The organism is Bradyrhizobium sp. UFLA06-24 (assembly GCF_054967145.1).
Genome location: NZ_JADFUE010000035.1, coordinates 1 through 26808, shown reverse-complemented (window position 1 = coordinate 26808; position 26808 = coordinate 1). Strand labels below are relative to the sequence as shown.

The 26808-nt window shown below is 64.6% G+C and carries 18 protein-coding genes; 6 read left to right on the top strand and 12 right to left on the bottom strand.

From position 1 onward, the window contains the following. Positions 1 to 6: 6 nt before the first annotated feature. The 7 genes from IF809_RS24820 to IF809_RS24790 all read right to left on the bottom strand — a co-directional run bounded on the left by IF809_RS24820 (position 7) and on the right by IF809_RS24790 (position 8580). A complete protein-coding gene (locus IF809_RS24820) occupies positions 7 to 1569 on the bottom strand; it encodes a L,D-transpeptidase family protein (RefSeq protein WP_462838816.1) in 1563 nt (520 codons plus the stop codon). A gap of 289 nt (positions 1570 to 1858) precedes the next feature. Continuing rightward, positions 1859 to 2554, bottom strand: coding sequence for an ABC transporter ATP-binding protein (locus IF809_RS24815; RefSeq protein ID WP_462838815.1), 696 nt, complete (start codon positions 2552 to 2554; stop codon positions 1859 to 1861). Next, on the bottom strand, positions 2554 to 3303 hold the full coding sequence (locus tag IF809_RS24810; RefSeq protein ID WP_128968065.1) for an ABC transporter ATP-binding protein: 750 nt from the start codon (positions 3301 to 3303) through the stop codon (positions 2554 to 2556). Before IF809_RS24810 ends, IF809_RS24815 begins: the two co-directional genes overlap by 1 nt. After that, a complete protein-coding gene (locus tag IF809_RS24805; protein ID WP_462838814.1) occupies positions 3300 to 4592 on the bottom strand; it encodes a branched-chain amino acid ABC transporter permease in 1293 nt (430 codons plus the stop codon). The genes IF809_RS24810 and IF809_RS24805 overlap by 4 nt, the downstream gene beginning before the upstream one ends. Further along, on the bottom strand, positions 4589 to 5536 hold the full coding sequence (locus IF809_RS24800; protein WP_128968067.1) for a branched-chain amino acid ABC transporter permease: 948 nt from the start codon (positions 5534 to 5536) through the stop codon (positions 4589 to 4591). Before IF809_RS24800 ends, IF809_RS24805 begins: the two co-directional genes overlap by 4 nt. Before the next feature lie 120 nt (positions 5537 to 5656). Further along, a complete protein-coding gene (locus IF809_RS24795; RefSeq protein ID WP_453980315.1) occupies positions 5657 to 6889 on the bottom strand; it encodes a branched-chain amino acid ABC transporter substrate-binding protein in 1233 nt (410 codons plus the stop codon). A gap of 254 nt (positions 6890 to 7143) precedes the next feature. Beyond that, complete coding sequence (locus IF809_RS24790; protein ID WP_462838813.1) at positions 7144 to 8580, bottom strand: lipopolysaccharide biosynthesis protein; 1437 nt, start codon at positions 8578 to 8580, stop codon at positions 7144 to 7146. Between the two features lie 285 nt (positions 8581 to 8865). Between IF809_RS24790 and IF809_RS24785 the strand changes: the two genes are divergently transcribed. Both IF809_RS24785 and IF809_RS24780 read left to right on the top strand, forming a co-directional pair. After that, on the top strand, positions 8866 to 9948 hold the full coding sequence (locus IF809_RS24785) for a glycosyltransferase (RefSeq protein WP_462838812.1): 1083 nt from the start codon (positions 8866 to 8868) through the stop codon (positions 9946 to 9948). A 99-nt stretch (positions 9949 to 10047) separates the two neighbouring features. Then, positions 10048 to 11115: an endo-1,4-beta-xylanase gene (locus tag IF809_RS24780; protein ID WP_462838811.1), complete on the top strand. Its 1068-nt coding sequence runs from the start codon at positions 10048 to 10050 to the stop codon at positions 11113 to 11115. A gap of 17 nt (positions 11116 to 11132) precedes the next feature. Here IF809_RS24780 and IF809_RS24775 read toward each other — a convergent pair whose 3' ends face one another. The 3 genes from IF809_RS24775 to IF809_RS24765 all read right to left on the bottom strand — a co-directional run bounded on the left by IF809_RS24775 (position 11133) and on the right by IF809_RS24765 (position 16430). Continuing rightward, positions 11133 to 12083, bottom strand: coding sequence for a DUF6492 family protein (locus tag IF809_RS24775; RefSeq protein ID WP_462838859.1), 951 nt, complete (start codon positions 12081 to 12083; stop codon positions 11133 to 11135). A gap of 95 nt (positions 12084 to 12178) precedes the next feature. Then, the gene (locus tag IF809_RS24770; protein ID WP_462838810.1) at positions 12179 to 12973 is read right to left on the bottom strand and encodes a protein-L-isoaspartate O-methyltransferase family protein; all 795 of its coding nucleotides are present in this window, start codon (positions 12971 to 12973) and stop codon (positions 12179 to 12181) included. Next, positions 12966 to 16430, bottom strand: a complete 3465-nt coding sequence (locus tag IF809_RS24765; protein WP_462838809.1) for an ATP-binding protein — start codon at positions 16428 to 16430, stop codon at positions 12966 to 12968. Before IF809_RS24765 ends, IF809_RS24770 begins: the two co-directional genes overlap by 8 nt. 182 nt (positions 16431 to 16612) lie before the next feature. On the opposite strand from IF809_RS24765, the gene IF809_RS24760 reads away from it, so the two are divergent. From IF809_RS24760 to IF809_RS24745, 4 genes are all read left to right on the top strand, one after another. Then, complete coding sequence (locus IF809_RS24760; RefSeq protein WP_462838808.1) at positions 16613 to 22996, top strand: amino acid adenylation domain-containing protein; 6384 nt, start codon at positions 16613 to 16615, stop codon at positions 22994 to 22996. Positions 22997 to 23135: 139 nt separating this feature from the next. Then, complete coding sequence (locus tag IF809_RS24755; RefSeq protein WP_164938853.1) at positions 23136 to 23303, top strand: hypothetical protein; 168 nt, start codon at positions 23136 to 23138, stop codon at positions 23301 to 23303. Positions 23304 to 23531: 228 nt separating this feature from the next. Further along, positions 23532 to 24263 (top strand): 4'-phosphopantetheinyl transferase family protein, encoded by a 732-nt coding sequence (locus IF809_RS24750; protein ID WP_462838807.1) that lies wholly within the window; start codon positions 23532 to 23534, stop codon positions 24261 to 24263. Continuing rightward, positions 24260 to 25240 carry an LLM class flavin-dependent oxidoreductase gene (locus IF809_RS24745; RefSeq protein WP_462838806.1) on the top strand — a complete coding sequence of 327 codons (981 nt, stop codon included), beginning with the start codon at positions 24260 to 24262 and terminating at the stop codon, positions 25238 to 25240. The genes IF809_RS24750 and IF809_RS24745 overlap by 4 nt, the downstream gene beginning before the upstream one ends. 122 nt (positions 25241 to 25362) lie before the next feature. On the opposite strand, the gene IF809_RS24740 is transcribed toward IF809_RS24745, so the two are convergent. Further along, positions 25363 to 26388, bottom strand: coding sequence for a histone deacetylase family protein (locus IF809_RS24740; RefSeq protein WP_462838805.1), 1026 nt, complete (start codon positions 26386 to 26388; stop codon positions 25363 to 25365). Between the two features lie 130 nt (positions 26389 to 26518). Further along, on the bottom strand, positions 26519 to 26808 hold a 290-nt coding region (locus IF809_RS24735), incomplete at its 5' end, for an SMP-30/gluconolactonase/LRE family protein (protein ID WP_462838804.1).

Below are 26808 nucleotides of genomic sequence, written 5' to 3'. Positions count from 1 at the left end.
CACGCGTTACCAGAAGCTCCGCTGCATCGGCTGCGTCGATTGGTAGTACTGGTATTGACCGCCGCGCCGACGCGGATTGGCCGGTTGCACATAGGGATCGCGCGGCTGGAAGAAGAAGCCGAAGCCGTTGCCGCCGTTATCCCAGCCATCGTCGCTGGCGATCGCCATCGGCGCGGTCGGTTTGCGGGTGATGAAGCCGCCCTGGGGCTGGTTGCTCAGGACCGCGACGAACTCGGTGCGGTAGTTGGTCTCGGCACTCAAGGGCTCGTCCGAGACGATGATCGACGAGCGCGGCAAGGCGGTCGGCCCGATGCGGTCCCACACCTCCTGCGGGATGGTGATGCGATCGAGTGCGTCCTTGGCATCGTCCCCCTCGTCGATGCTGACCACGCTCCAGCGCGGGCCCGTGTCGGTCTTGGCCATCGCCGTGAAGATGTGCGTGCCGAGCGGCTGGTCGGGATTGCGAATAGTGACGGGAACCTCGATGCTGGTGTCGAACACCTCGCCGCCGCCATCCGGCGCGGGCTTGTGGGTATTGCGACGGACGTAGAGCTTCTGCGTTGCGCGGCTGATGTAGACGGAGACCGGTTCGAGCGCGAGCTTGGCGTCGGTCGCAGCCTTCACCGCATCGGCCTTCTTGGCGGCGGCGACCTTGGCCGCCTCCTTTGTGGTGGCCACAGCATCGCGCTTGGGCTGTGCGGCGGCCTTGGCGGCGTCGAGCTGGGTTGCTGCATCCGCGGCCTTGGTCGCGGCCTTCTGCTTCAGTTCGTCGGCCTTTGCCTTGGCCTGGTCGTTCTTGGCATTCGCGACCAGCTTGTCCGCATAGGCGTTCTCGGCATCGGCGCGGGCCTTCTGCTGTTCGAGCTTGCGCAGCTGTGCCGGGATCGATTGCGCGTCTTTCGCCGCTGCCGCCGCGGCCTTTTTGGCTTCGTCGGCGGCCTGGGCGACCTCCTCCGCCTCGGCGGAGAGCTTGTCGGCACGCGCAGGCGCCGCCGCAAGGGCCTCCCTGCTCGGCACGAACAGCGAGGGATGCGAGAAATCGACCGGAGCCGCGTCGTTGGGCGAAATGATCACCCGCATGCCGATGCTGGTCTTGTCGAACAGGCTCTCGGCGAAACCGAACGGCATGCGCACGCAGCCATGCGAGGCCGCGTAGCCGGGCAGCGGCCCGCCATGCAGCGCGATGCCGTTCCAGGTGATGCGCTGCATGTTCGGCATCCAGGCATCGTCATACATGGAGGAGTGATGGTCCTTGTCCTTCTCGACGACGGCGAAGACACCGGCGGGCGTCTCGCGCCCGGTCGTGCCGGTCGAGACCGGCGCCCGCAGGATCCAGCCCTCGGAATCATAAAACGTGACCTTTTGGCTCTTGATCGAGACGATCGCCATGATCGGCTCGCCGGCCTCGCGCGGCGCCACCGCCTCGGCGGTCTGGCGTGGCTGCTTCGCCGCCATGGCGGCGGGGGTCAGCGTGGTCAGGGCGAGCGCCGCTGCGAACATCACAATTCCGGGAGGCCCCCAACGCCGCATCGCTCCATTGGATTGCGCCGTCGTCATCAGGTCTTTCATGCCATTCCCCGATTGCCTGTCCGCACTTTCGATCATCGGTCAGATTGAGCTGTTTGGATTAAGAATTCGCAGCCACCATCTGTTCCGTTTCCGGCGATATTGGGTCCGTTCCACCGGCGAAACTCTCATATACGACGGTCCGCGCAGGCGGAAGGGCGGCTCGCCGCCGGGGCTGGCCCGAAGCTGGCGGCGGCACTGCGGCAGAATGCCCGCCGCTAGAGCGGCGGCAGGGGTGTGACCCGAATCACAGAGAATTGGTTTAGCGCCCCGCCCACACGCTGATCAGCGCTCAGACTTCGAGCCATTCCTGCCGCACGGCGGCGTTGGCCTTGAGATCATCAGGTGTGCCTTCGAACACGACGCGGCCGTGGCCCATGATGTAGACGCGCTTGGAGATACGCATCGCGATCGACAGCTTCTGCTCGACGAGGAGAATGGCGACGCCGACCTCCGCAATGCGGGCGATGAGATCGCCGACCTGCTGCACGATCAGCGGCGCGAGCCCTTCGGTCGGCTCGTCGATCATGATCAGATCGGGATCGCCCATCAACGTCCGGCACGTCGTGAGCATCTGCTTCTCGCCGCCGGACAGCACGCCCGCGGCCGTGTCGGCGCGGGCGGCGAGATTGGGGAACATGTCGAGCATGTCCTGAAGCCGCCACTTGCCGGGACGGCGCGTGTCCTTGATGCCGAGCAGCAGATTCTGCCGCACCGTCAGGCTCGGGAAGATATCGCGATGTTCAGGCACGTAGCCAAGGCCGAGACGCGCGATCTTGTAGCTGGGCAGGCCCGCGATGTCCTTGCCCTTGAAGCGGATCGTGCCTTGCGGGGCGACCTCGCCCATGATCGCCTTGACCGTGGTGGAACGCCCGACGCCGTTGCGGCCGAGCAGGCTCACGACCTCACCGGCGGCGACGTCGAGATCGACGCCCTGGAGGATGTGGCTCTTGCCGTAATAGGCGTGGAGATCCCTGACCTCGAGCATCAGTGCGCTTCCTCGCCGAGATAGGCTTCCTTGACCTTGGGATCACGCCGGATCTCTTCCGGGGTGCCCGAGGCGATGATATGGCCGTAGACCAGCACCGAGATGCGGTCGGCAAGGCCGAACACCACGCTCATGTCGTGCTCGACGATGACGAGCGTCTTGCCCTCGGTCAGCCGGCGGATCAGCGACACCGCGCGGTCGGTCTCGGCGTGACTCATGCCCGCGGTCGGCTCGTCCAGCATGACGACGGTGGCACCGCTGGCGATGGTGATGCCGATCTCGAGCTCGCGCTGTTCGGCGTAGGTCAAGAGACCCGCCGGCACGTCACGCCGATGCGTGAGATGAATATCGTCCAGGATCTGCGCGGTGCGTTCGCGCACCTCGGGCAGACTGTCGACATTCTTCCAGAACGCGTAGCGATGCCCCGTCGCCCACAGCACGGCGCAGCGCACGTTCTCCCAGACCGTCATGCGCGCGAACACGTTGGTGACCTGGAACGAACGCGACAAGCCACGACGATTGATCTCGAAGGGCCGCAGGCCCGAGATCACGTCGCCGTTCAGCCTCACCTCTCCCGAGGTCGGCTTGATGTGGCCGCTAATCAAATTGAACGTCGTGGACTTGCCGGCACCGTTGGGGCCGATGATGGCGTGACGCTCACCTTTGGCGACGGTGAGATTGAGGTCGCGGATGATGCTGACATTGCCGAAACGCTTTTCGACGGCGCGGACTTCGATCGCTGCGCTCATGCCAGATACCCCCGGTCACGGGCGACCGTCGCAGCCCTGTCCCACGCATCTGCGATCCGTCGCCAGGTCAGCCGCGCGACGAAGAAGCCGCCAACGACGAGAACGGCTGCGGCAATCCAGGTCACCGGCGAGGTCGGGTTGAAGGCAATGCCAAACAGGTTGATGGGATCGCCGCCGGAGAAACGTGCGACGGTCTCGATTGTCAGGATGACGCCGCAGGCGAGTGCGACCGTGGGTAGGATCGCAACGAGATAGGATGGGATCACCGTCCACAGCGTCCCGGCACGGATCAGCGGTCGGTGCATCATCAACAGGCCGGCGATGCCGCCGGGCGAGAACATCACGATGCCGATGAAGATGATGCCGAAATAAAGCTGCCAGACGCCGGTGAGGTTGGTCAGCCCGAGTTGCAGGTAGGTCACCAGGATGGCGCCGAGGATCGGGCCGAAGAAATAGGCGGTGCCGCCGATAAAGGTCGAGAACAGCACGAGGCCGGACTGGATTGCGCCGAGATAGGCGGAGTTGGCGATCTCGAAATTGATCGCGGCAAGCCCGCCCGCGACGCCGGCGAAGAACCCGGCGAAACAGAAGGCGAGATAGCGCACCACGTGCGGATCGTAGCCGATGAACTGGACGCGTTCGGGATTATCGCGGACCGCATTGCTGATCCGTCCCAGCGGCGTCCGGGTCAGCGCGTACATCGCGATTGCCGACAGCACCAGCCAGAACGCAATGAGATAATAGACCTGAAGCTGCGGCCCGAACGACCAGCCGAGCATCTTCGGCAACGCGGTGCGGTCCGTGGTGATGCCGGACTCGCCACCGAACACCGAGCGCAGGATCAGCGATGAGGACGCCACCAATTCGCCGATGCCGAGCGAGATCATCGCAAACACCGTACCGGCGCGCTTGGTCATCACCCAGCCGATGATAACAGCGAAGACAAGGCCGCCGAGCCCGCCGAACAGCGGGATGAAAGGCAGCGGGATCGGCCAGCCGTGCGACACAACCGCATTCATCATGTGGCAGGCGGCGAAGCCGCCGAGGCCGTAATGCACGGCATGACCGAACGACAACAGGCCGGTCTGGCCGAGCAGGATGTTGTAGGACAGCGCGAACACGATCGCGATGCCGATCAGGCTGAAGGAGGTGAGCGAGCCGCCGGAGGAGAAGATCATCGGCAGCACGATCAGCGCGGCGATGCCGAGCAGCCAGACGCCGTAGAAGCGCAGGCTTCCGCCGGACGCATCCGCCGCCACCTTGGAAGTCGAAGTCGGGGCCGTGGTCATGATTCGCGCGTCCCCATCAGGCCCATGGGGCGTACGATCAGAATGATCACGAGCAGAAGATACGGAACGATCGGCGCGACCTGCGCGATCGTGACATTCCAGATGTCGGTGAGAACCGACGGACCCGCCGACGGATCGAGCGGCCCGAAGGCGCTCGCGAGCGAGCCATCCAGCGCCACGGCAAAGGTCTGGACCAGGCCGATGACGAGCGAGGCGATGAAGGCGCCCGGCAGGGAGCCGAGGCCGCCGAACACGATGACCACGAACAGGATGGGCCCGAGCGAGGCGGCCATGTCGGACTGCGTCACCAGCGCGGGACCTGCAATGACGCCGGCAAGACCGGCCAGCGCGCTGCCGACCCCGAACACGGCCATGAAGACACGCCCGACATTATGGCCGAGATGCCCGACCATGTGCGGATGCGTCAGCGCCGCCTGCACGATGAGGCCGACGCGGGTGCGCTTGAGCACGACCAGAAGCGCCACGAAAATGACGACCGAGACGGCCAGCATGAAAATCTTGTAGGCCGGATAGTTGGTCGAGAAGATCGTGAAGGCCGGGAAATCCAGCAAAGCCGGCACGCGGTAATCGAGCGGGCTCTTGCCCCAGATCATCGAGACGATTTCTTCGATCGCGAATGCCAGACCAAAGGTCAGCAGCAGCTCGGCGACATGGCCGTGCTTGTGGGTGTTGCGCAGGCCGTAGCGCTCCACGGCCATCCCGATCGCGCCGACCAGAAGCGGCGCCAGCACCAGCGCTGGCCAGAAGCCGATCCATTTGGTGAGCTGGAAGCCGAAGAACGCGCCGAGCATGTAGAAGCTGGCATGGGCGAAATTGAGCACGCCCATCATGCTGAAGATGACGGTGAGCCCGCTCGACAGCAGGAAGAGCAGCATGCCGAACAGCACACCGTTCAGGGTCGAAATGACAACGAGTTCAAGCACGGCTCACTCATGAATATCCGGGGCCGCATGGCCCCGGCGAACCTCGTCCAAGCGATCAAATCCATTTCGGCCGCCCTCCCGCAACCGTTCGTGGCCGCGGGAGAGCGACGTGCTCGGTGATTACGGGCGAACCATCTTGCAGGTCGTGGAGACCATGGCCTGCGGCGTATCGACCTTGGAAACCAGATGCCAGCCCCAACCGGTGCCCTCCTCGTCGAACGGCTCGTTGGCGGCGAGCTTGCCGAAGGAAGAGACGTAGATCGGCTGGAAGAACTGATGGTCGTCCTTGCGCATGAAGCCCTGTCCGCCGTCGAGGACGTCGAACTTCATGTCCTCGAGCGCCGCTGCGACCTTTACCGGATCGATCGAATTCGCCTTCTCGGCCGCAGCCTTGAACATGCGCATCTCGTTGACGGCACGAGGATACCACAGGGATAGGTTCACCTTGGCGCGGAAGGCCTTCTCGAAATCCATCGCGGTCTGATTGCCGGAGTTGGGGAAACCTTCAGTGATCTGGAAGACCTGGTGATCGAGACCGGTCTGCTTGATCGCTGTCGGACCGCCGGCGCCACCGGCATAATAGGTGTACCAGTTGACCTTCAGGCCGGCATCGGCCGCTGCCTTGAGCAGCAGCGCGAAGTCCTGGCCCCAATTGCCGGTGACGACGCTATCGGCGCCCGACGCCTTGATCTTGGCGATGTAGGGGGAGAAGTCCGTCACCTTGAGCAGCGGGTGCAGCTCGTCGCCGACGATCTGGACGTCAGGCCGCTTCGCGCCCAGCATCTTGCGCGCATCGGAGCGCACGGACTGGCCGAACGAATAGTCCTGGTTGATCAGATAGACCTTTTTGATCGACGGGACGTCCTTCATGTAGTTGGTGAGCGCCTCCATCTTGATGTCGGAGCTGGCATCCCAGCGGAAATGCCAGAAGCTGCACTTCTCGTTGGTCAGGCTCGGATCGACAGCGGCGTAGTTGAAGTACAGAACTTCCTTGCCGGGATTGCGCGTGTTGTTCTTGGTGACGAAGTCTTCCAGTGCAGCGGCGACGGAGGAGCCGTTGCCTTGGGTGATGTAGTGGGCTCCGGCGTCGATCGCCTTCTGGGCCTGCACCAGGCTTTCCTGCGGATTGGTCTTGTTGTCCAGCGGCAGGATCTCGACCTTGTGGCCGAGGATGCCGCCCTTGGCGTTGATCTCGTCGGCCAGATACTGGAACGTCTTGAGGCCGCCCTCGCCGACACTGGCACCGCCGCCGGAAAGCGGATCGATATAGCCGATCTTGATGGTATCCTCGGCCGACGCTGCTTGGCCGAGCATCGGGGCAATCACGGCAATGGCCAAAGTGAGCTTGCGCATTATTTTGTTTCCTCGCTGGCTATCGACTTTAGTCGACGGGCTTTTTTGCGCATGATGCAGCGCAATTTCGAAACCCTAATGAGCAGAACGAACCTTGCTTTTCAAGCGCAACGGAGCATGGCTCGGCCCGGCCGGCATGAAAACTGACACGGTCGCCCGGCTCGTCTGCAACATTCCGCGACAAGGAATAGAACGCAAGGAGAAATAGTGCGCGACAGGCGGCGCTTTGGACCGGGCTGCGCTGCGTCGGGCGGTCAGACGCCCAGTGGCTTGCGATTGAAGGTCCTGAGGAAGCGCAGCGACAGCGTCCGCACGTTCGCGACGTTCAACAGCCACGCAGCCGTGATGTAAGCAAGACCGCCTGCAACGCTCACGATGATGAGCGCCACGAAGCCAGTGCCGCTGACCTGCGACCGCGCGACGCAGATCGTCCCCGCCATGGCCGCGGCCGACGCCGCAACGCCGGCGAGTCTCATCACATCGAATGGCACGGGATAGGCACGATGCATCAGCGCGACGGCGACGACGAAGCCGATCGCCTCGGTCGCGAGCGTCGCCAGCGCGGCGCCGTAAATGCCGTAGCCTGCGACCAGTGCGAACATCAACGCGATGCTCACGACCAGCGTCAGGAACGACTGCGCCGCCAGCATGAACGGCCGCTCGGCGAGCTGAAAGCTGATCTGGACGTAGAACTGATTGGCGATGCCGAAGAAACGGGCGAGCACCAGCGTCGGCAGCAGCGCCGAGACGCCGGCGCGGAAATCGACGCCGACCAGCGTGCCGGCGACATGGTCCGCCGCGAGCGCAAGCCAGACGGCCACGGGCGCGACGACCACGAGCAGCAGTTCGAGGCTCTCGGTCAGCCGCTCCCGCGTCGCGTCGTTGTTCTTCTCCGAGAGCGAGCGGAACACCAGCGGCACCGTGGCCGCGGCGACGCTGGAGGCGATCATGACCATGAACTGGCGCGGCAGGTCGGCGGCAACGCCGAAAATGCCGGCGGCGTCCTTGCCGAGGAGATAGGCGACGATGAGGCGGTCGCTGGCCGAGTAGACCGCGACCGAAAGTCCGGCCAGCGTCAGCGGCAGGCCGTAGCGCGCCAGCTGCATGAACTGGCTGCGCTGGAAAGCGGCGATTTTGGTGCGATCACCGGCGAGATTGAGAACGATGCCGGTCAGCGAGCCCAGGCCGAACGCCGCGAGCAGGCCCATGCCGCCGAAGCCCAGCCAGATTCCGAGCAGGCCGAAGCCGACGCTCGACACGCTGCGCACAATCGAGATCGCCGCGAAGCGATAGGGACGCAGCTTGGCGCGCTCGAACTCCTGGCCGACATCGACCGCATTCGACATGATCGCGACGAACATGCTGGCGAGCACCAGCTCGACACTGACGTCGCTGCGGAACAGGAACACCAGCGGGGTCGCGGCGCACATGGCAACGCCTGTGAGCGCGAACGCGACCATCGCCGTCCCGCGAAAATCCACCTCTGCCGACATGGCCTGGTAGCGCGACACCGACAGCTTGATCCAGGCGAAGAAGATCGCGCCCAAAATGCCGGCAATGCTGATGCCGACGACATAGACGCCATACTCCGCGGGCGTCAGCAGCCGCGTGTAGGCGGTGACGGCGAAGAAGCCCACCGCCGCGGGCAGGATGTAGGCAACGAGATAAATGGAGAAATGGCGATTCAGCATGCGTGCACGGGACCGGCCTTGAAATCGAGCGGCCGTTAATCAGTTGGACCTTGGCGTGACGATTAGAGGCTTGATGATCGAAGGCTTGGCGATGGACCGCGTCGCAGCATCTCCCAGGATAGTCATTTAAGTCTGCAAATCGGCGGCCGAATGGGGCCGCCCCACCGCTTTCGCGCGTTAGCGTTAAATTTGCCCTGTCCTTGAACGGGCCGCCGCGATCACCGAAAAGAAACCATGATTTCAGGAGGTCGCCCGACCTCCAGACAATGCGTGGACGTGACTAAGATGGATGTTGCCGAGCGTATCAGGGCAAATTCGGCCTCCCTGCCCCATGGCGGGACAGATGCGTCCCTGGTTCCGGCCGCCCCCGGGGACGAGCGGATGACGCTCAATCTGTTCTTCGAGGAGCGGGATGACCGCTGGTTTCCGGGCGACCGCCACGTCCGCCCGGTGCTGCGGCGGATGCTGCTCGGCAAGTCCTGGATCAGCGGACAGCGGCGCGTGTTCCTCAATCTCTGTGCGGGGCTCGACCGGGTGGGCATCCGCTATCGCGTCAACGACTACGGCTATATCCGCAAGCACCCGAACGAGCTCGCCTGCATCATCGGGCGCCCCTTCGTGCTGGACTGGTTCGAATGGAAGAACCCGCTCCTGCTCGGCGTTGCCATGTATAACCATCCGGTGGATGCGCCTGGGCATCTGAAAGACCTCCACACCAGGACCATCCTGGTGCCCTGCGATTGGTATGCGCAGATGTGCCGGCCGTACTGGCCCCATATCGAGGTCTGGCCGGTCGGCATCGAGACCGATCTGTGGACCCCGACACCAACAGCGCAGAAGAGCATCGACGTGCTGCTCTATGACAAGGTGCGCTGGGACCACGAGCGCTATGAGAGCGAGCTAATCGGTCCGATCCGCAGGCATCTCGAAGCCAGCGGCCGCTCGGTCGAGGTGATCCGCTACGGCCGTTACAACGAAGACGACTACAAGGCGGCGCTGGCCCGTTGCCGCAGCATGGTCTTCCTGTGCGAGCACGAGAGCCAGGGCATTGCCTGCCAGCAGGCGCTGTCGAGCGGCGTGCCCGTGTTCGCCTGGGATCGCGGCGGCCCGTGGCAGGACCCGGAATATTTTCCGGACAAGGTGCGATACGAAGGCGGCGTGTCCTCGGTGCCCTATTTCGATGCGCGTTGCGGCCGCACCTTCATCGACGCGGCCGGCTTCATCTCGGGCTGGAGCGACTTCTGGTCGCAGGTGACGGCGGGCGGCTTCGCGCCTCGCGACTATGTGATGGACAATCTCACGCTCGAAAAGGGCGCGCTCCATTACTACGGGATCGCTGAAGCGGTGATGCAGCGTCGGATGCGCTGACAGACTGTTCGCGACAATTAACCCAACAACAGGAAACCGCGGCGTCGGAAGGCGCCGCTTGGTACGATGGCGCGTTGGTTCCGAAAGGACTGCAGCCACGTGACCAAGCTCGACAGACGCGAATTCCTCCTCGGCAGCGCCGCCGCGCTCGCGGCGGGCGCGTCAGTATCCGCAGCACCGGTATCGAAATTTGCGCAGCGCCATCAGGGCTATGGCGCCGCCGCCACGCTGTGGGATTTGCAAGCCGATCCGCGGCTCGGCGAGGCCATCAGCACCTATTGCACCCAAGTGGTGCCGGTGCTCGAACTGAAATGGCCGATGCTGCGGCCGGACCCGCACACCTTCGCCTTCGAGCGCGCCGATGCCATCTATGATTTCGCCGAGAAGAACGACCTGAGCATGCGCGGCCATGCGCTCGCCTGGTATCACGACATTCCAGACTGGACCAAGCAGATCAAGGATTCCAAAGGCGTCGAGCGCGCTTATGTCGATCACATCAACACCGTCGTGTCCTATTACAAGGACAAGCTGACCTCGTGGGACGTCGTCAACGAGCCCATCCCGGACAATCCCAAAGGCGTCACCGACCGGCGCGATACGTTCTGGACGCAGCACCTCGGTGATCGCTGGATTCCGCTGGCGTTCCGCACCGCGGCCGCGGCCGACCCTTACGTCAAGCTCGCGATCAACGAATACGACATCGAGTCCGCAAAAGATTCGTTCATCGCCAAGCGCGCGGCCTATCGCAACCTCATCATGAGCCTGCTCGACCAGGGCGTGCCGCTGCACGCGGTCGGGCTGCAATCGCATCTGCATGCCGAACTCGAGATCGACACCCATGGACTCGCGGAGTTCGTCACCGAGCTGAGATCATGGGGCCTCGAGGTCTTCGTCACCGAACTCGACGTCGACGATCAGAAGCTCACCGGAACTGCTTCGGAGCGCGACGCCATCGTCGCCAAGCGCGTCGACGACCTGCTGACGGCGATCTCGACCAGTGGACCGGTTCGCTCGATCCTGACCTGGGGCATCTCGGATCGCTACAGCTGGATCAACGGCACCTTCAAACGCGTGGACAAGCAGCCGAACCGCCCGCTGCCGCTCGACGGCGAGTTCAAGCCAAAACCGTTCATGGACGTGATCAGCAAGTTCACGAAGGATGCGTAAAGCCCGACGCGCGGTTTCTAGCGCGTCTTCGGCGCCTCGAATGCGGTCGTATCGCCCATGTGATCGGGAGACAGGCTCGGACCGCGACGGTCCCGCGAATTCAGGCGGAACACGTCTCTGATGTCGTCGATCGACGTCGACGAATAAGACTGGATGCAGAGCGCGACCTGCTCGGGCGATGCGGCAGCCATCATGGCTTCGATCGCGGCGCGGTCGAGGCGGGTGTCGTCCCAATGCGAGACGGCAATGCTGTCTTCCGTCACGCGATGGGCCGCCAGATGTTTGGGCGAGTTCGCGACGAAGTTTCCGTAAAGCAGGTACTCGGAGAATTTCTTCTTCCGGCACAGCGCCAGAGCCCAGCTGAGGCCCGTCGCCGATTTGATGGCGTCGGTCATCGCGCGCGCAGCGTCCTTGTCCCAGACCAGCGCATTGCCGACGTAATCGTCGGCCGGGAACGATCGATCCTTGATCCCGAGAAGCTGATCGATGGTGCGGAGCCACAGCACATGCAGGGGATGATCGGCGTCGATGCCGTTGCGCGTGACGAACAGTGGCGTCTTCTCCGCGCCGGCATACTGGCCGACGTCGAATTCGCGGAAGAACAGATTGTCCGAATCCAGAATACAGACGCGTTGCTCGGGAGCGTTGAGCACGCCGGCGATCTTCAGGATCTGCTGGATATGCCAGCCATGAACAGGTGACGACAGCAGCGACAGCCAGACACGGCGGTTGCTGATGAATTTCAGCGCCGGCGGCAGCGCCCAGAGCCATTTCGGCAGGTAGCGCGAAGCCGGAACGATGACGCGCTTGTCGGACGCGAACCGCTCGAACAGCGGCACGTCCTCATCGTTAACAAGAACATAATGCCGCGTGTAACCCGAGAGCCAGGTGTCGATGCTCTCGCTGAGCAGCGAGAAGCGCTCGATATCCTTGGCATAGCTGGCGGTCAGCAGGGCAACGGAATGCATCATGCGTGCTCAAATGGCCATCGGACCGCACTCATACAAGCGAGGCGATGTATTTGAAACTTCGATTCGCAATCAAGGTAAAACGAAACGAATTATTAGCCATCCGACGGCAGCCCCTGCGCGATGCCGCGAAAGCGCAGCGGCGCCAGCGACGCTGCTCGCTGCCACCAATCGGCGACGCGATCGTCGAGCGCCGTCACGCCACGGCCATGACCGGGAAAGATCCGGATCTGCTGCACAGCCTCGGCCTCGAACCCCCTGCCCTTGCGCGTGATCTTGAGGGCGGCACCCTCGCGGTCCCGCTGCGTCAGCGGCACCAGCAGCCGGCCGCGCGGGCGGAGCGCACCGAGCCAGAGCGGATGCGGATGCGAGAAGCCGGCATGCACGATGATGACGTCGGCCCGATCGATGATGTCCGTGCAGCCGTCAGCATGAATGACCTCGACATTGTGATAAGCGCGAAGATAGGCTGCGGCGCGCAAGGCGAGCCGCTCATCGCATTCGATGGCGTGCACCCTGCCCTTCGGACCCACGGTCTCCGACAGGACCGCCGAGAAATAGCCGAGCCCGCATCCGATCTGAACCACGCGATCCTTTTCTCCGACATCGAGCAGATCAATAAAGTGCGCCCACAAGCTCGGCAGCCCGGTGTCGAGCTTGCGGCGCGCGTCGATGGCGACCAGCACATTGTCGTAGAGATGAACGGGATCGGCATCGGGCGTCAGCCGATAGCTGCGTGCCGCCGCGCTCTTGATCCGCCAAGGGCCCTTCGCAAGAAACTCCTCGCGCGGCACCTTCGCCAGAGCTTCGAGCAAGCGTGGCGAAGCAATCCGCTCCCGCCTGGCAATCAGCGCTGCGTAGCGGGCACGCGCGGCGGACAGCTCACTCATTTCGCGGGATTTGCGGACTAACGGGCGCTTCGCCCCCGAGCTCGTGCACGAGCTGCATGGCCAGCTTCAGGTCGGGCGTCAAAAACCCCTCGTTGAACTTGCCGACGATCGGCAAGAGCAACAGGCTCGCCTGTTCGCGCTTGCCGGCCTCGAGCGACAGCCGCGCCAGGCTGACGGCGGTCCTGAGCTCCCACGACAAAGCGCTCTGCTTGCGCGCTGTCTCCAGCGACAGGCCGAACAGGTCTTCGGCCTCCTGCACCGAGACCGGATCGCCATCCGATAGCGTGATCTCGCCCTGCAGGCGATAGACCTCGGCGAGGTAGGAGTGATCGCCGGTCCGTCTTGCGGTCGCAAGAGCACCGTCCAGCGCACGCAGGGCGGCATCGCGCATGCCGACCTTGGCGTAGGCCTCCGCGAGCAGGCAGCGGAACCAGCAGCCGGCGAGCCATGAATCCATCGCCTCGTATTCATCGAGGCCGGAACGCATCTGGGTGATGCCTTCTTCGGCTTCGCCAAGCTGCGCCAGCGCCCAGCCCCGCAGGATCGTGGCCTGCTGCTTCCAGTGCAGGAAATTGTGCTCGGTGGCGATGATCATGGCGCGATTGGCATGGTCGCGCGTGCCCTCGATGTCGCGCAGATGCTGGCTGAGATAGGCGCCGAACACCAATGCGAAGGCGAGCGAGAAAGGATGGCGGATCTTCTCCGCAAGCTGGATTGCCTGTTCGCTGTGCTGGCGCGCCGCGTCAGGCTGCCCGAGGAACCAGAGGAGATAGCCGAGATAAGACAACGAGACGACGCCGGGATCGGTGCCGTGACGCTCCATCAGATCGGAGTGCAGGTCGGGGCTGTAGAGATCGATGCAGCGATGCAGATGATGCTGCGCGGCGGCGAAGCGCCCGCGATACAGCATCGTCATCGCGATCGAACGGTGCGCCTCGATCAGATAGCCGGTCTGCTGCGCCGGCTCCGCCTGCTCGTTCAACCGCTCCCGCTTGGCGAATTTCAGCAGCTCAACGCTGAGATCGTGTGCGCGGGTGAGATCGGCGCGGATGAAGTGACAGACCCAGAGGCCGCGGGTGGCTGCAAACGCCTTTTCGTCGTCCTCGAGTTGCTGGCCGAGCTCGAGCGCACGGATATAGTTCTCCTCGACCTCCTGCACGGCATAGCCCTTGGCTGCGATCAACGCATTGCCGAGCGCAATGCGCAACTCGAGTTCCATCTCGTCGGCGCCCTGCATACGCGCATTGGCCTGCACGACGCTCAAGCCCCGGCGCAGATGTCCGATCGCCTCCAGATTGGCGCCGCTCCTCGCCGCCTGCTTGCCGGCCTTGAGCCAGAAGCTGGCCGCGCCCTCGCTCTGGCCAGATTCGGTGAGGTGATGGGCGAGCAGCTCCGGCTCGCGCTCGGTCTTCTCCGGGTACATCTCGACAAGCACCTGGGCGATGCTCGCATGCAGCTTGCGCCGTTCGCTGTGCAGCAGGCTCGCATGCGCCGCGTTCTGGATCATGACGTGCTTGAAGGAGTAGAGCGCATCGGGCGGATGACCGCGGCGCATGATCAGCCCGGCTTCCTCCAGGTGCGTCAGCGCCGCCTCGATCTGCTCCGCCGGCGTGTTGGCGACCGCGTGCAGCGTCTCGTAGGAGAATTCGCGGCCGATGGTGGCGCCGATCTGCGCGATACGCTTGAACGGGCCCATCCGGTCGAGACGCGCCATCAGTGAATCCGTCAGCGTTGCCGGGATGGCAAGCTGCCGCCACGGGCCCGACAGCACATAGCGCCCGTGCCGCTCGGTCAGGAGGTTGGATTCGAGGACCGTCTTCGTCAGCTCCTCCAGGAACAGCGGCACGCCGTCGGTCTTGACGATGATCTCCTCGACGACCTCCTTGGGAAGCTCGCGCCCTGCGACACGTTCGACCAGCGTCGTGCGCAACGGCCGGCTGAGCCGGTTCAGCACCAGCGTGGTGATGTGCGAATGCGCGTTCCAGCTCGGCTGGAATTCGGAGCGCGCAGTGAGGATGGCCAGGATCGGCCGGTTCTGCACCCTGTCGACCAGGAGGTCGACCACCTCGCGGGAGGTCGGATCGATCCAGTGCAGGTCCTCAAAGACCATCACCAGCGGCATCTCGCGTGCGAGGCCGAGGAAATGGTTAACCAGAGCTGCGACCGTGGCGTCCTTCTGCTGCTGCGGCGAGAGGTCGAGGGGGGGATAGCGCTCCCCGGTCGGGATCGACAGCAGCGCGGCAAACAGCGGCGCCACCTGCTCGATATCGCCGTGCGCGGCGGCGATCGCCGTCTCCAGGCTCGCCAACGACAGCGCGGACGCATCCTCGCGATCGAGGCCGAGCGAGAATTTGAGCTGCTCGACGAACGGATAGAACGCGGTGGAAGTGTAATAGGGCGAGCACTGGAACGAGACCTGGCCGTGCCGGTCGCCCGCAATCCGCTCGAAAATCTCCTGGATGATGCGGGACTTGCCGATGCCGGGCTCGCCGAACTTGACGACGACCTGGCCGTCGCCCTCCTTGACCTGCTGCCAGCGCCCCATCAGCAGCGCGATTTCCTCCTCGCGATTGACGAGCGGCGTCAGCCGCGTGCCCATGGCGGCGGCAAAGCGGGTCTCCACCCGGGTCGCCCGCACGACGTGCCAGGCCTGGGTTTTTTCCGAGATACCTTTCAGGGCATGGGTGCCGAGATTGCGGTAATCGAACTTCCCCTTCAGCAGCGATTGCGTCGAGGCGGAGATCACAACGCCATTGGGCGGCGCCAGCGCCTGCAGACGCGCCGCCAGATTGACGGTCTCGCCGACCGCGGAGTCGCGCTCTTCGGTGCCCTGGCCAACGAGGTCGCCAACCACGACGAGACCGGTCGCGATTCCGATACGGACGGCGGGGGCATGGCTGAGCGCCCCGCGCGGCTCGATCGCACGCGCCGTCGAGAGCACCCGCACGATCTCGAGCCCGGCGCGCACCGAGCGCTCGGCGTCGTCCTCGTGTGCGGTCGGATAACCGAAATAGACCAGGATGCCGTCACCGACGAAGCGGGCGGCGAAGCCTTCGTAATGCTTGACCACGCGCACGCAGGTCTCGCGAAAGCTCGCGATCATGTCGCGCACGTCTTCCGGATCGAACTGGGCCGAGAGCGCGGTGGAATCCACCATGTCGCAGAACATGGTGGTGAGCTGGCGCCGCTCGGCGCCGACTTCGGTACGGGCCGGCGGGTGCGCGGGTGCGACCGACGCTTCCGCCGTCTCGGCCTGGAACAACGCGGCCATAGCACGCTGTAACCGCTTGCGATCGCCGAGCGGCAGGCCGAGCTCGGCGAGGTCTGCCTCGGTGAGGTCCCCAATGACGTCGAGATCGAGGCGGTGCTGCGCGAACAGGTCGGTGTAGTGGCCGAGGCCGGCGCCTTCGAGCCAGCGCCTCAACCCGGCTTCCGTCTGAGGCTCTTTCTCCAGCATGGTGATTCCGCCCGAATTCCCTCCGTCGAAGGGCTTAAGCGCCCTCAACCACAGATTTTGGGGCCCAAACGTCACCTCAGACTGGACGCGTTCCCTAACTCCGGGAAAGAATAGCCCAATCAGGTCAAAAGGGAATGGCATTGTCGGCAATTGCATCCCGGGCGCGAGGTGGGTCGGCCGGCATGGGCGCCGGAGCCGATACCATCGGCGGGCTACTCGCCTTCCATGCGCGAACCATTCCGGCAGCACCTGCCCTGCTGGCCCCCGGCCGGCCGCCTTTGAGCTATGGCGCGCTGGGCGCCAGGCTCGAGCATCTCGTCGGTACGCTGCGCGGGCTCGGCATCGCACCCTCCCATCGGATTGCTGTTGCGCTGCCGCGCGGGGCCGACAGCGCGTTGGCTCTGATCGCGGTTGCCACGGCCTGCGCCTGTGTCCCCGTCAACCCCGATCTGACGATGGACGAGCTGCAACGCTATTTCAGCGAGATGAAGCTGGCGGCGCTGGTGACGCGAGCCGACACGAATTCGCCGAGTCGCGACATCGCCAGGACGCTCGACATTCCCGTGATCGACTTCGTGCCGGGGCCGGAGACGGATCTCGGCGAGTGTGGATTCTTCGGCCCGACAATCGGTCCGGCCAGCACGGGCGGCGCAGCGAGCGCCGAGCACGATGCGTTCATCCTGCTGACATCGGGCACGGCGGCGCGACCGAAAATGGTGCCGCTGACACATCGCAACGTCTGCCTCTCCGCCCAGAACGCCGGACGCGTGCTGTCGCTCACCCCGCACGATCGCCTGCTCAACGTCCTGCCGCTGTTTCACGCCCACGGCCTGATCTCCGGCCTGCTGACGGCGCTCGCGGCCGGCTCCAGCGTGATCGTGACCGGGGGGTTCGACGCACCGTCCTTTTTCGGTTGGATGCGGGATCTGCAACCGACCTGGTACACGGCAGTGCCGACCATTCATCGCGCATTGCTGACAGCCGCGGAAGCCAGCCCCGAACGTGTCCGATCGTCATCGCTGCGCGTGATCCGCTCGGCTTCGTCTTCGCTCGCGCCCGCCATCCTCAACGGCCTGGAGGCGGCGTTCGGCGTCCCCGTGCTCGAGACTTACGGGATGACCGAAGCGGCTTCGCAGATTGCTGCCAATCCGTTCGAGCTGCGCAAGGTCGGATCGGTTGGCCGCGCCGCGGGTCCTGAGATCGCGATCATGGACGAAACCGGCCGGACGCTCGCGCCCGGCGAGCGTGGCGAGATCGTGCTGCGCGGGCCGAACATGAGCCGCGGCTATCATAATGACGAAGCGGCCACCCAGGCCGCGTTCCGCGACGGCTGGTTCCGGACCGGCGATCTCGGCTACCTCGATGCCGACGGCTATCTCTTCATCGTCGGCCGCATCAAGGACATCATCAACCGCGGTGGCCAGAAGGTGTCGCCGCTGGAGGTCGAAGAGGTGCTGCTGGCCCACCCGGCAGTGCTGGAAGCCGGAGTCTTCCCAATTCCGCACGCAAAGCTAGGCGAGAACGTTGCCGCCCTCGTGGTTCTGCGTCCCGATTCCGAGGTAAGCTCGGATCGGTTGCGCCAATTCGCACGCAAGCGTCTTGCCGCCTACAAGGTGCCGAGCCTGATCCGCAGCGTGGCCGCTCTGCCGAAGGGCGCGAGCGGCAAGGTCAAGCGCAATGCGCTGGCCGAGCTGATTTCGGTTGCCCATGACGACGACGATACGCAGCTGCCGCGCAACGCGCTGGAGACCCAGCTCGCGGAGATCTGGGCCAGTCTGCTCGAGCTTCCGCAAGTCGGCGTCGATCAGGACGTGTTTGCGCTCGGCGCCGACTCGCTCGCGGTCACGCAAATGCGTTCGCGCCTGCGCGAGCGCTTCAACGTGGACTTCTCGTTCGAGGACATCTTCGATTGCGCCACCGTCGGTGGTCTTGCGGCCCGGATCGAGGCCACGACGCATCGCGACGGGATGCTACCAGCATGGCGCCACATGGCTTCCGACGAAGACGCGCCGCTCTCGTTCCAGCAGCAGCGGATGTATGTGCTCTCGCGGCTGGATCCGACGCGCTACAATTACAACGTGGTCGAGGTCGCTCTCCTCAGGGGCGAGGTGGACCTCGCCGCGCTCGAGGCGGGCCTTGCTGCGATCTGCGCGCGCCACGAGGCGCTCCGCTCGGTCTTCGTCGAATGCGAGGGCGCACCTGTGCAGCGCGTGCTTCAGGCACGCCCGCGGCTCGAGCGGGTCAAGCTCAAACCCTGCCCTGCGCACCGGCGGGCTGCGCTCATTCGGCGCGAGGCGCTGAAGCGCGCGCAATACGCATTTGATCTGGCCCGGGAGCCGCCGCTCAAAGTGACGCTGCTCTCGTTCGACAGATCCAGCCATGCGCTGGTTGTCAACGTCCATCACCTCGTCACCGACGGCTGGTCGCAGCGGCTGTTCTGGGAGGCCCTCGCCGCCGCATATTCTGCGGCACGCAAGCAAGGCACGGCGGAGCTGCTGCCCCGGCCCAGCTTCCAATATCGCGACTTTGCTCGCTGGCAGCTGAGCTGGGCGCAAACGCCCGCAGCAAAGGAGCAGCTCGATTACTGGCGGGCGCAGCTCGATGGCGTCACCACGCTGCCGCTGCGGACCGACCGGCCGCGGCCGGAGATCTGGAGCGGTCACGGCGCCCGCCACTATTTCGAATTTCCCAGAAGCCTTTCGGCCGGCATTCGCACGCTGAGTCAGGATCAGGGCGTGACGTCTTTCATGACGCTGCTCACCGTTTTTCAGTGTCTGCTGTTCCGCCATACCGGGCACGAGGATGTCGCGACCGGATCGCTGATCGCGAACCGTAACCAGATCGAGAGCGAACGCCTGATCGGGTTGTTTGCCAACACGCTGATCCTGCGCAACGATTTCGGCGGCGATCCGACCTTCAGCGAAATGCTGCGGCGGGTGCGCCAGGTCACGCTCGATGCCTATCGCAACCAGGACCTTCCGATCGAGGAAGTCTTGCGCGCTTTGCAAATCGCGCGCAGGACGGATGGCAATCCGCTGTTCCGGATCATGTTCATCCTACAGAATGCTTCGATCGAGGCCGCGCGCTTCCCGAGCCTGTCTTCACGCCGGCTGGAGGTCGACCCGGAGGTCGCGCGCTTCGATATCACGCTGGAGCTGGTCGAGGCCGAGGGCCGCTTTACCGGCTTCTTCGAATACGCCACCGACCTGTTCGACGCAGCCACAATCGGGGGCATGGCGGATCAGTTCAAAACTCTGCTCAAGGCCGTCATCGCCAATCCCGAGCAGCGCATCTCGCGTCTGCCGCTGCTGACGGAGGTGGAACGCCGGCGGTTACAGGCGAAAGGCAGGCCGGCCAATTTTGCCACACGCGGCAATCTCTGCGAACGGTTCGAACGGCAGGCGAAGAAGACGCCGGATGCCATCGCTATATCCGATGGGCATCTCGCCCTGAGCTATCGCGAGCTGGCGCGCCGCAGCCAGGCGATCGCACGCTGGCTTAGCCGCGAAGGCGTCGGCGCGGAAAGCGTGGTCGCACTGCTGGCGGACCGGGGGCCGGATCTGCTCGCGGCGATGATCGCGGTGCAGCGCGCAGGCGCGGCGTTCCTGAATCTCGATCCCGAGCAGCCGCCGGCGCGGCTCGCAACCATCCTGGGATCAAGCTGCGCAACCGTGCTGCTCGTGGGGCGCGCAAGGTCGGCTATGGTTGATGCCCTGCTCGAACCGCTGGTTGAGCGCATCCGCGTGGCGGAGCTCGAGGACGCGATCGCGCTCGAACCGACGAAGCCCGCCCGTGCGGCGCAGCGTACAAGCACGAGCCTTGCCTATCTCGTCTACACCTCCGGCTCCTCCGGTGCGCCGAAGGGCGTCATGATCGAGCAGCGCGGGCTGTCCAATCATCTGGCGTCGCTGATTTCCGAGCTTCGCCTCACCCCTAAGGACGTGATCGCCCAGACGGCCCCGCAGAGCTTTGTCATCTCGGTCTGGCAGTTCCTGGCCGGTCCCATGACCGGCGCGCGCGTCCATGTCTGCGGCAATTCGGTCGTGCAGGACCCGATGATGCTGGCGCGGGAGATCGAACGCGAGGGCATCACGGTGCTCGAGATCGTCCCTTCGCTGCTTCGCGTCATCCTGGAACGCCTCGACGAAGCGCCGATGCTGCGCGCCTTCGCCAAGCTGCGGCTGCTGATCTCGACGGGCGAGCCGCTGCCGGTCGAGCTCAGCCGCGCCTGGTTCGCACGCTGCCCGAAGGTGCCGCTGATCAACGCCTACGGGGCTTCGGAATGTTCCGACGACGTCTCGCTGCATCGACTGACCAAGGCGCCGGACACGGCGACGACCAATGTTCCGGTCGGAGCGCCATTACCCAACACCCAGCTCTACGTGCTCGATCCAAATCTGGAGCCACAGCCGATCGGCGTCGTCGGCGAGCTCTGCATCGGCGGTGCCGGCGTCGGGCGCGGCTACATCAACGATCCCGCACAAAGCCGGGAACGCTTCATCCCCGATCCGTTCGCGCGGGCGAAAGGCAGCCGGCTGTACCGCACCGGCGACCTTGCCCGCCGCCGTGCCGACGGCACCATCGAATGCCTCGGCCGCGCCGACCTGCAGGTCAAGGTCCGCGGCTACCGCCTCGAGCTCAAGGAGATCGAGGCTGCGCTTGCCGACCACGCGAGCGTGCGCGCCGGCATCGTCGAGCCGCGCCGCGATGCCAATGGCGATGTCAGGCTGATCGCCCATGTCGTCGCCAGGGCCGGCACCCAGATCAGCGCCAGCGAGCTGCGCGACTTCCTCAAGAGCCGCCTGCCTGTTCATGCGATCCCCTCCGCGTTCCTGTTTCTGGATCAGGTGCCGTTGAATGCCCACGGCAAGCTCGATCGCTCAGCCCTGTCGACCCCGGTGCAGCAGGAGGCCGCAAGCACCGACGCTTCCGTGCCGGCGCGACGCTTCACCGAAAAAGTCCTGTCGGACATCTGGATCGACCTGTTGGGGGTCGAGAGTCTCGGCGTCACCGACAATTTCTTCGACCTTGGCGGCCATTCGCTGCTGGCGGGCCAGGCGATGGCGCGCCTGGCCCGCGCGCTCGGGGTCTCCCTGCCGATCAAGACCATCTTCGAAGCGCCGACGATCGAGCAGCTCGCCCGACGCGTCGACGAGGCTGCTGCCACGAAATCGCAAGGTCCAGTGGCCGCGATCCCACGCCTGGTGGAGAGCGGACCTTCCACGCTGTCGATCGCGCAGGACCAGATGATGCGGATTGAGCGGCACCTGCCCGATCTGCCGCTGTTCAACCTGCCCTTCGCCTTCCACCTCGACGGGCCCGTCGATCCGCGACTACTGGCGCAGGCCATCGACGACATCGTGCGCCGCCACGACTCCTTGCGGACGGCGTTCGGCTGGAATGGGGAGGAGCCAGTCGGCCACATCGCCGCGCCCGCTGCGCTCGGCCCGGTGCTGACCGTCGAGACGGTCGGTGACGGGCGCCCCCACAACAACAAGCGGCGCAAAGCGCTCGAAGCGAGGAAGATCGAACTCCTGATCGCGCAGGAGACCTATACCCCGGTCGACGCCGCCCGGGCGCCGCTGCTGCGGACGCGACTGCTGCGGCTGCATGATCTGGACCACATCCTGCTGCTGACGCTGCATCATGCCATCGCCGATGGCTGGTCGATCGGTGTTCTGTTCGAGGAATTGTCGAGTCGTTATGCCGCGCTGGCGGGCCGTCCATCGGCGCCTTTGCCAAAAGTGCCGCTCGCATTCTCCGATATCGCACGCTGGCAACGCTGGTGGTGCGGCACCGAGGCGGCCCGCCGGCAGGCGGCCGACTGGACCGAGAATTTGCGCGGTACAGCCCCCTTGTTCGACGGCGAAGCGCGGCCGGGAGCATCAACAGGCCATCATCCGCTCAGCCTGGAGCGCGATCTCGTCGCCCGGCTCACGGCCTATGCACGACAGCACAATGCCACGCTGTTCATGTGCCTGCTCACCGGCCTGAAGGCCCTGCTGATGGCGCGGACCGGGCGCACCGACATTTCGGTCGCCACGGCCATGGCCAACCGCGCCCAGCCGGACACCGAGCGAATCGTGGGTCCGTTCGAGAACACGGTGATCGTCCGTAGCCGAATCACGCCGGATCTGTCGTTCACGCAAGCACTGGCGCGAGTGCGGGAAAGCGTGCTCGAGGGCCATGCGCGACAGGAGCTGCCGTTCAATATTCTGGCCGACCATCTGGAGCAGGAGGGCATCGACCCCGCGTCGCTGCTCCAAGTCTACTTCACCCTGCAAAATCCGTTGCGCCAACCGCTCGACCTGCCCGATGTCGCGGTGCGGTCGATTGGAAACGTCGCGCGCGAGGGCCAACCGGTTTTGCCCGTCGACCAGACCTGGCTGTCACTGATGCTGAAGGAGCGCCCGAGCGGGATCACCGGTTCATGCAATTACAAGCGCGAGCTGCTCGACGGCGGCATGGTCGGCACGTGGATGGAGGATCTCGTCGCACTGCTGGCGGGGGCCCTCTCCCAGCCCCATACAGTGCTCCATCGGCTACTCGACCGCCGCGCGGCATGACCAGCCGTTCGTCGGCGCCGAACGGATATCCACTCGCCAAAGCTGCGCATGGTGAAGTTGCATCTTGATTCTTTGGCGCCAGCGCGCAAGATTATTCCCGTGTTTTGATTTGGACGATATTTCAAACCGGGGGAGTGTTATGGGTTTCATCAAATTTACCAAAGGCACCTCGCTGAGCGACAAGGACCGCAAGGCCCTGCAAAAACTGCTGACCGACGAGAAGAAGAAGCTCCAGTCGGCCCTGAAGGAAGTCGATGCCAGCCTTTCGGTGCTGGGTGGCTCGAAAAAGGCCAAGAAGAAAAAGTAGGACTCGGCGGCCGGGACGCCGCACGAATCTTCCGATCTAATTCTTGAATTGGGCCGCTCGCCTGTCGAGTTGGGGTCTCGCACAAGCTTGCGGCTGTAATCCGGCCAGCGATCGACAAGAATTTGCCCGGGTGGACCGCTAGAAGCGATCCGCTCAGTCGCTTCCTGTTCGGTTGATTCTTCAGTCAGGGCCGGATTTGGCCTCCACCTGGCGCTATGGGCCCATTTGATGCCAAACGACGGAATTGAACTGTTTGTCGGACTGATCGAGAGCATCGATACGCCGGGCGCGGTCGATGCGTGCCGGAGGTTGCTCTCCGTCGACGAACGGACCCGCGCCGACCGCTTCAAGTTCGAGCGGCATCAGCGGCAATATATCTTCGCGCACGCGATGTTGCGTATGGCGCTCTCGCACGCGGCACCCGATGTCGCCCCCACCGAATGGTCGTTTTCGACCGGCCGCTACGGACGGCCCTTTGTCGCAACGCCCAGGCAGGCGACGGCCCTCCATTTCAGCCTGTCGCATGCCGACGGCTGTGTCGCCTGCGTCGTTTCAAAGCACGAGGCCGTCGGCGTCGACGTCGAGACCGTGTCGCGGCGTGTCGCGCCGCTATCGACCGCGCTCCGCTTCTTTGCGCCGGAGGAGGTCGAAACGCTGCGCGGCCTGCCGGAGCCGGCCGCAATCGAGCGTTTCTTCGACTATTGGACCTTGAAGGAGGCCTATCTGAAGGCCAGAGGTTTCGGCCTCAATCTGCCGCTAGATGCCTTCGCGATGCGGGTCTCGCGGGAGGCAATCGGGATCAGCTTCAAGCCCGACATCGCCGACGATCCCGCAGGCTGGCGCTTCTCGCTGTGCTCGCCCTCGCCCTCGCACCGCTTGGCGATCGCCGACGGCTCCCGTGCGGCCGGCGGCCTTCGTATCATCCGCAACGCCTGGCCGCTCCAGGAAGCGGCGGAATGATGCCGGCGCGGCTGCGCATCTTTCCCGCAATCTCGCGCAAGCGCGATCCGAGGAAATATGTCGGCGAGCTGATGCGGGTGGCGGAGTTCGCCGACCACAACGGCTTCGAGGGCATTCTGCTGTTCGAAGGCAACGACGTGTTTGTCGAGCCTTGGGCGATGGCCCAGCACATCATGGCCGCGACGACGCGATCTTCGCCGCTGATCGCGGTCAATCCGGTCTACATGCACCCGTTCACGGCGGCGAAGTTCGTGTCGTCCCTGGCGCAGCTCTACGGCCGCAAGGTCTATCTCAACATGATCACGGGCACCGCGATCAGCGACCTGCAGGGACTCGGCGACCAGCAGTCGCATGCCGACCGCTATATCAGGCTCGGCGAGTTCGTCACCCTGGTGCGCCAGCTGCTCGCGAACCCCCGCCCGGTGAATGTCAGCGGCCGGTTCTACCGCGCCAGCAATCTGCAACTGCGGCCACGGCTGCCGCCCGAACTGATGCCTGAATTTCTCGTCGCGGGGCAATCGGATGCGGCGCAGCGCGTCGCAGAGGAGACCGGCTGCATCAAGATGCAGATGCTGCCGCCCGATCTCGATCGCGGCCTCGGCGCATCAGGCATGAATTTTGGTATCTTCGCGCGCGAAAGTAGCGAGGAGGCGCGACGGGCCGCCAAGGCCCGCTTCCGCGACGACCCCGACGACCGCGAGCTGCTCGCACTCACGGTGGAGAACTCGGATTCCGTCTGGAAGCGGCGGCTGTATGAAGGGCAAAGCGGCGAACTCACCGACAATGGCTATTGGCTGCTGCCCTATCTCACTTTCCAGGCCGACTGTCCTTATCTTGTCGGCAGCTATGCCGAAATCGGCGCTAGGCTGAAGGAATTTGCCGCGAAAGGCCTGACCACCATCATGCTCGACATGGTCGCCGACGAGAGCGAGATGCGGCACGTCTGCAAGGCGCTGAAAGCAAGTGGCATATTTTAGATATCCCTCGCGTCATGGCCGGGCTTGTCCCGGCCGTCCACGCCTTGCCACACAGCACGAAGGACGTGGATGCCCGGGACAAGCCCGGGCATGACGACCTCCTACGCGGTGAAGAGCCTGCCTCACCGCGCCTCTTCAAACCCCGCCAGCACCGAGGTCAGGTTGGCACCGAGAATATCCGAGAGATATCCGCCCTCCTGCACGAACACGGTCGGCAGGCCCATCTTCGCGATGGCCCGGCCGATGCGGCGAAAGCCCGGCGTGGTGACGGCGAGGCCCTTCAATGGATCGTGCTCGGAGGCATCCAGGCCGAGCGCGATCACGAGCGCGCCGGGCGCGAAGGATTCGATCGCCTTGCGCGCGACATCCAGGGCTTGAATATAGCCGTCATCGCCGGTGCCGATCGCCAAGGGAATGTTGAGATTGGTGCCGAGGCCCGGACCTTCACCGCGCTCATGCGCGTAGCCCCACACGAACGGATAGTAGGCGGTCGGATCGGCGTGGATCGAGATCGTGTAGACATCCGGGCGTGCGTAGAAGATGCCTTGTGTGCCGTTACCGTGATGGACGTCGACATCGAGGATGACCACGCGCTCGTGCTTCTGCCGCAGATGCGCCGCCGCGATCGCGCTGTTGTTGAGGAAGCAGAAGCCGCCGGCCATGTCGCGATAGGCGTGATGGCCGGGCGGGCGGCAGAGCGCGTAAGTCGCATCCTCGCCGTCCAACACCATCTGCGCTGCGGTGACCGCAACATCCGTCGCGGCACAGGCCGCCGCCCAGGTGCCCGGACCAATTGGGGCTGCGGTGTCGGCGGTATGCCAGCCGAGCTTGCCGACGATGTGGGTGGGATAGGTTGCGGCATGGCGCACGGGATGGATGTTGCCGATCATCTCCGGGCCGGAATCGCCGAGCGCCGTCCAGGCGTCCCAGGCCTCGCTCAGGAACGACAGATATTCCGGGCTGTGAATGCGCGCGCGCGGGCCCTGGCCGAATGTGGTCGGCTCGACCAGTTGATGCTTGCCATCCTTCAAGCCCTTGAGCAGACGATCAGCGCGCTCGGGCTGCTCGGTGGTGCGCTTGACGAGCCCGCGAACCAGGAAGAATTGCGGATCGTGGCTGCGGTGCAGTTCGGTATGGACGGCTTTCACTCAAACACTCCGTGATCGCGCTCTTTGACAGGGCCACAGATGTCTTGATCGCTGCGGCGGCCAGATGCAAGCAAGAAGAATGCCGCACCTGCCGCGCCGCTCTGCGTCGGAAGCAGATCGCCCGAGAAGTTCAGCAGCGCCCACGCTGGAGACAGTTCTCGCGGCCCTGCCTGTCGGTGCGGAAGGACTCGATGAAACCGCCCTGACGCTGGGTGACGAAGACGGTCTTGCCGTCGCTGCCGCCGAAGGCGAGATTGGTCGGCTCCTTGGCCTTCAATGCGATCTCGCGCTCGACCGCACCGTTGGGCTTCATCAGCGATATCGTGCCCTTGAGGATGCGCGCGATGTAGAGGCGGCCGGCGACATCGGTCCGGAGGCCGTCGATGGTGTCGGGCTGGAATGCCTTGACGAGCTTTGGGT

Bases quoted from the DNA above. Each gene is read 5' to 3' on its own strand.
- IF809_RS24815 (WP_462838815.1), bottom strand. From the start codon at position 2,554: ATGCTCGAGGTCAGGGATCTCCACGCCTATTACGGCAAGAGCCACATC.
- IF809_RS24760 (WP_462838808.1), top strand. From the start codon at position 16,613: ATGGGCGCCGGAGCCGATACCATCGGCGGGCTACTCGCCTTCCATGCG.
- IF809_RS24765 (WP_462838809.1), bottom strand. From the start codon at position 16,430: ATGCTGGAGAAAGAGCCTCAGACGGAAGCCGGGTTGAGGCGCTGGCTC.
- IF809_RS24810 (WP_128968065.1), bottom strand. From the start codon at position 3,303: ATGAGCGCAGCGATCGAAGTCCGCGCCGTCGAAAAGCGTTTCGGCAAT.
- IF809_RS24770 (WP_462838810.1), bottom strand. From the start codon at position 12,973: ATGAGTGAGCTGTCCGCCGCGCGTGCCCGCTACGCAGCGCTGATTGCC.
- IF809_RS24745 (WP_462838806.1), top strand. From the start codon at position 24,260: ATGATGCCGGCGCGGCTGCGCATCTTTCCCGCAATCTCGCGCAAGCGC.
- IF809_RS24785 (WP_462838812.1), top strand. From the start codon at position 8,866: ATGGATGTTGCCGAGCGTATCAGGGCAAATTCGGCCTCCCTGCCCCAT.
- IF809_RS24790 (WP_462838813.1), bottom strand. From the start codon at position 8,580: ATGCTGAATCGCCATTTCTCCATTTATCTCGTTGCCTACATCCTGCCC.
- IF809_RS24820 (WP_462838816.1), bottom strand. From the start codon at position 1,569: ATGAAAGACCTGATGACGACGGCGCAATCCAATGGAGCGATGCGGCGT.
- IF809_RS24775 (WP_462838859.1), bottom strand. From the start codon at position 12,083: ATGCATTCCGTTGCCCTGCTGACCGCCAGCTATGCCAAGGATATCGAG.
- IF809_RS24805 (WP_462838814.1), bottom strand. From the start codon at position 4,592: ATGACCACGGCCCCGACTTCGACTTCCAAGGTGGCGGCGGATGCGTCC.
- IF809_RS24755 (WP_164938853.1), top strand. From the start codon at position 23,136: ATGGGTTTCATCAAATTTACCAAAGGCACCTCGCTGAGCGACAAGGAC.
- IF809_RS24795 (WP_453980315.1), bottom strand. From the start codon at position 6,889: ATGCGCAAGCTCACTTTGGCCATTGCCGTGATTGCCCCGATGCTCGGC.
- IF809_RS24750 (WP_462838807.1), top strand. From the start codon at position 23,532: ATGCCAAACGACGGAATTGAACTGTTTGTCGGACTGATCGAGAGCATC.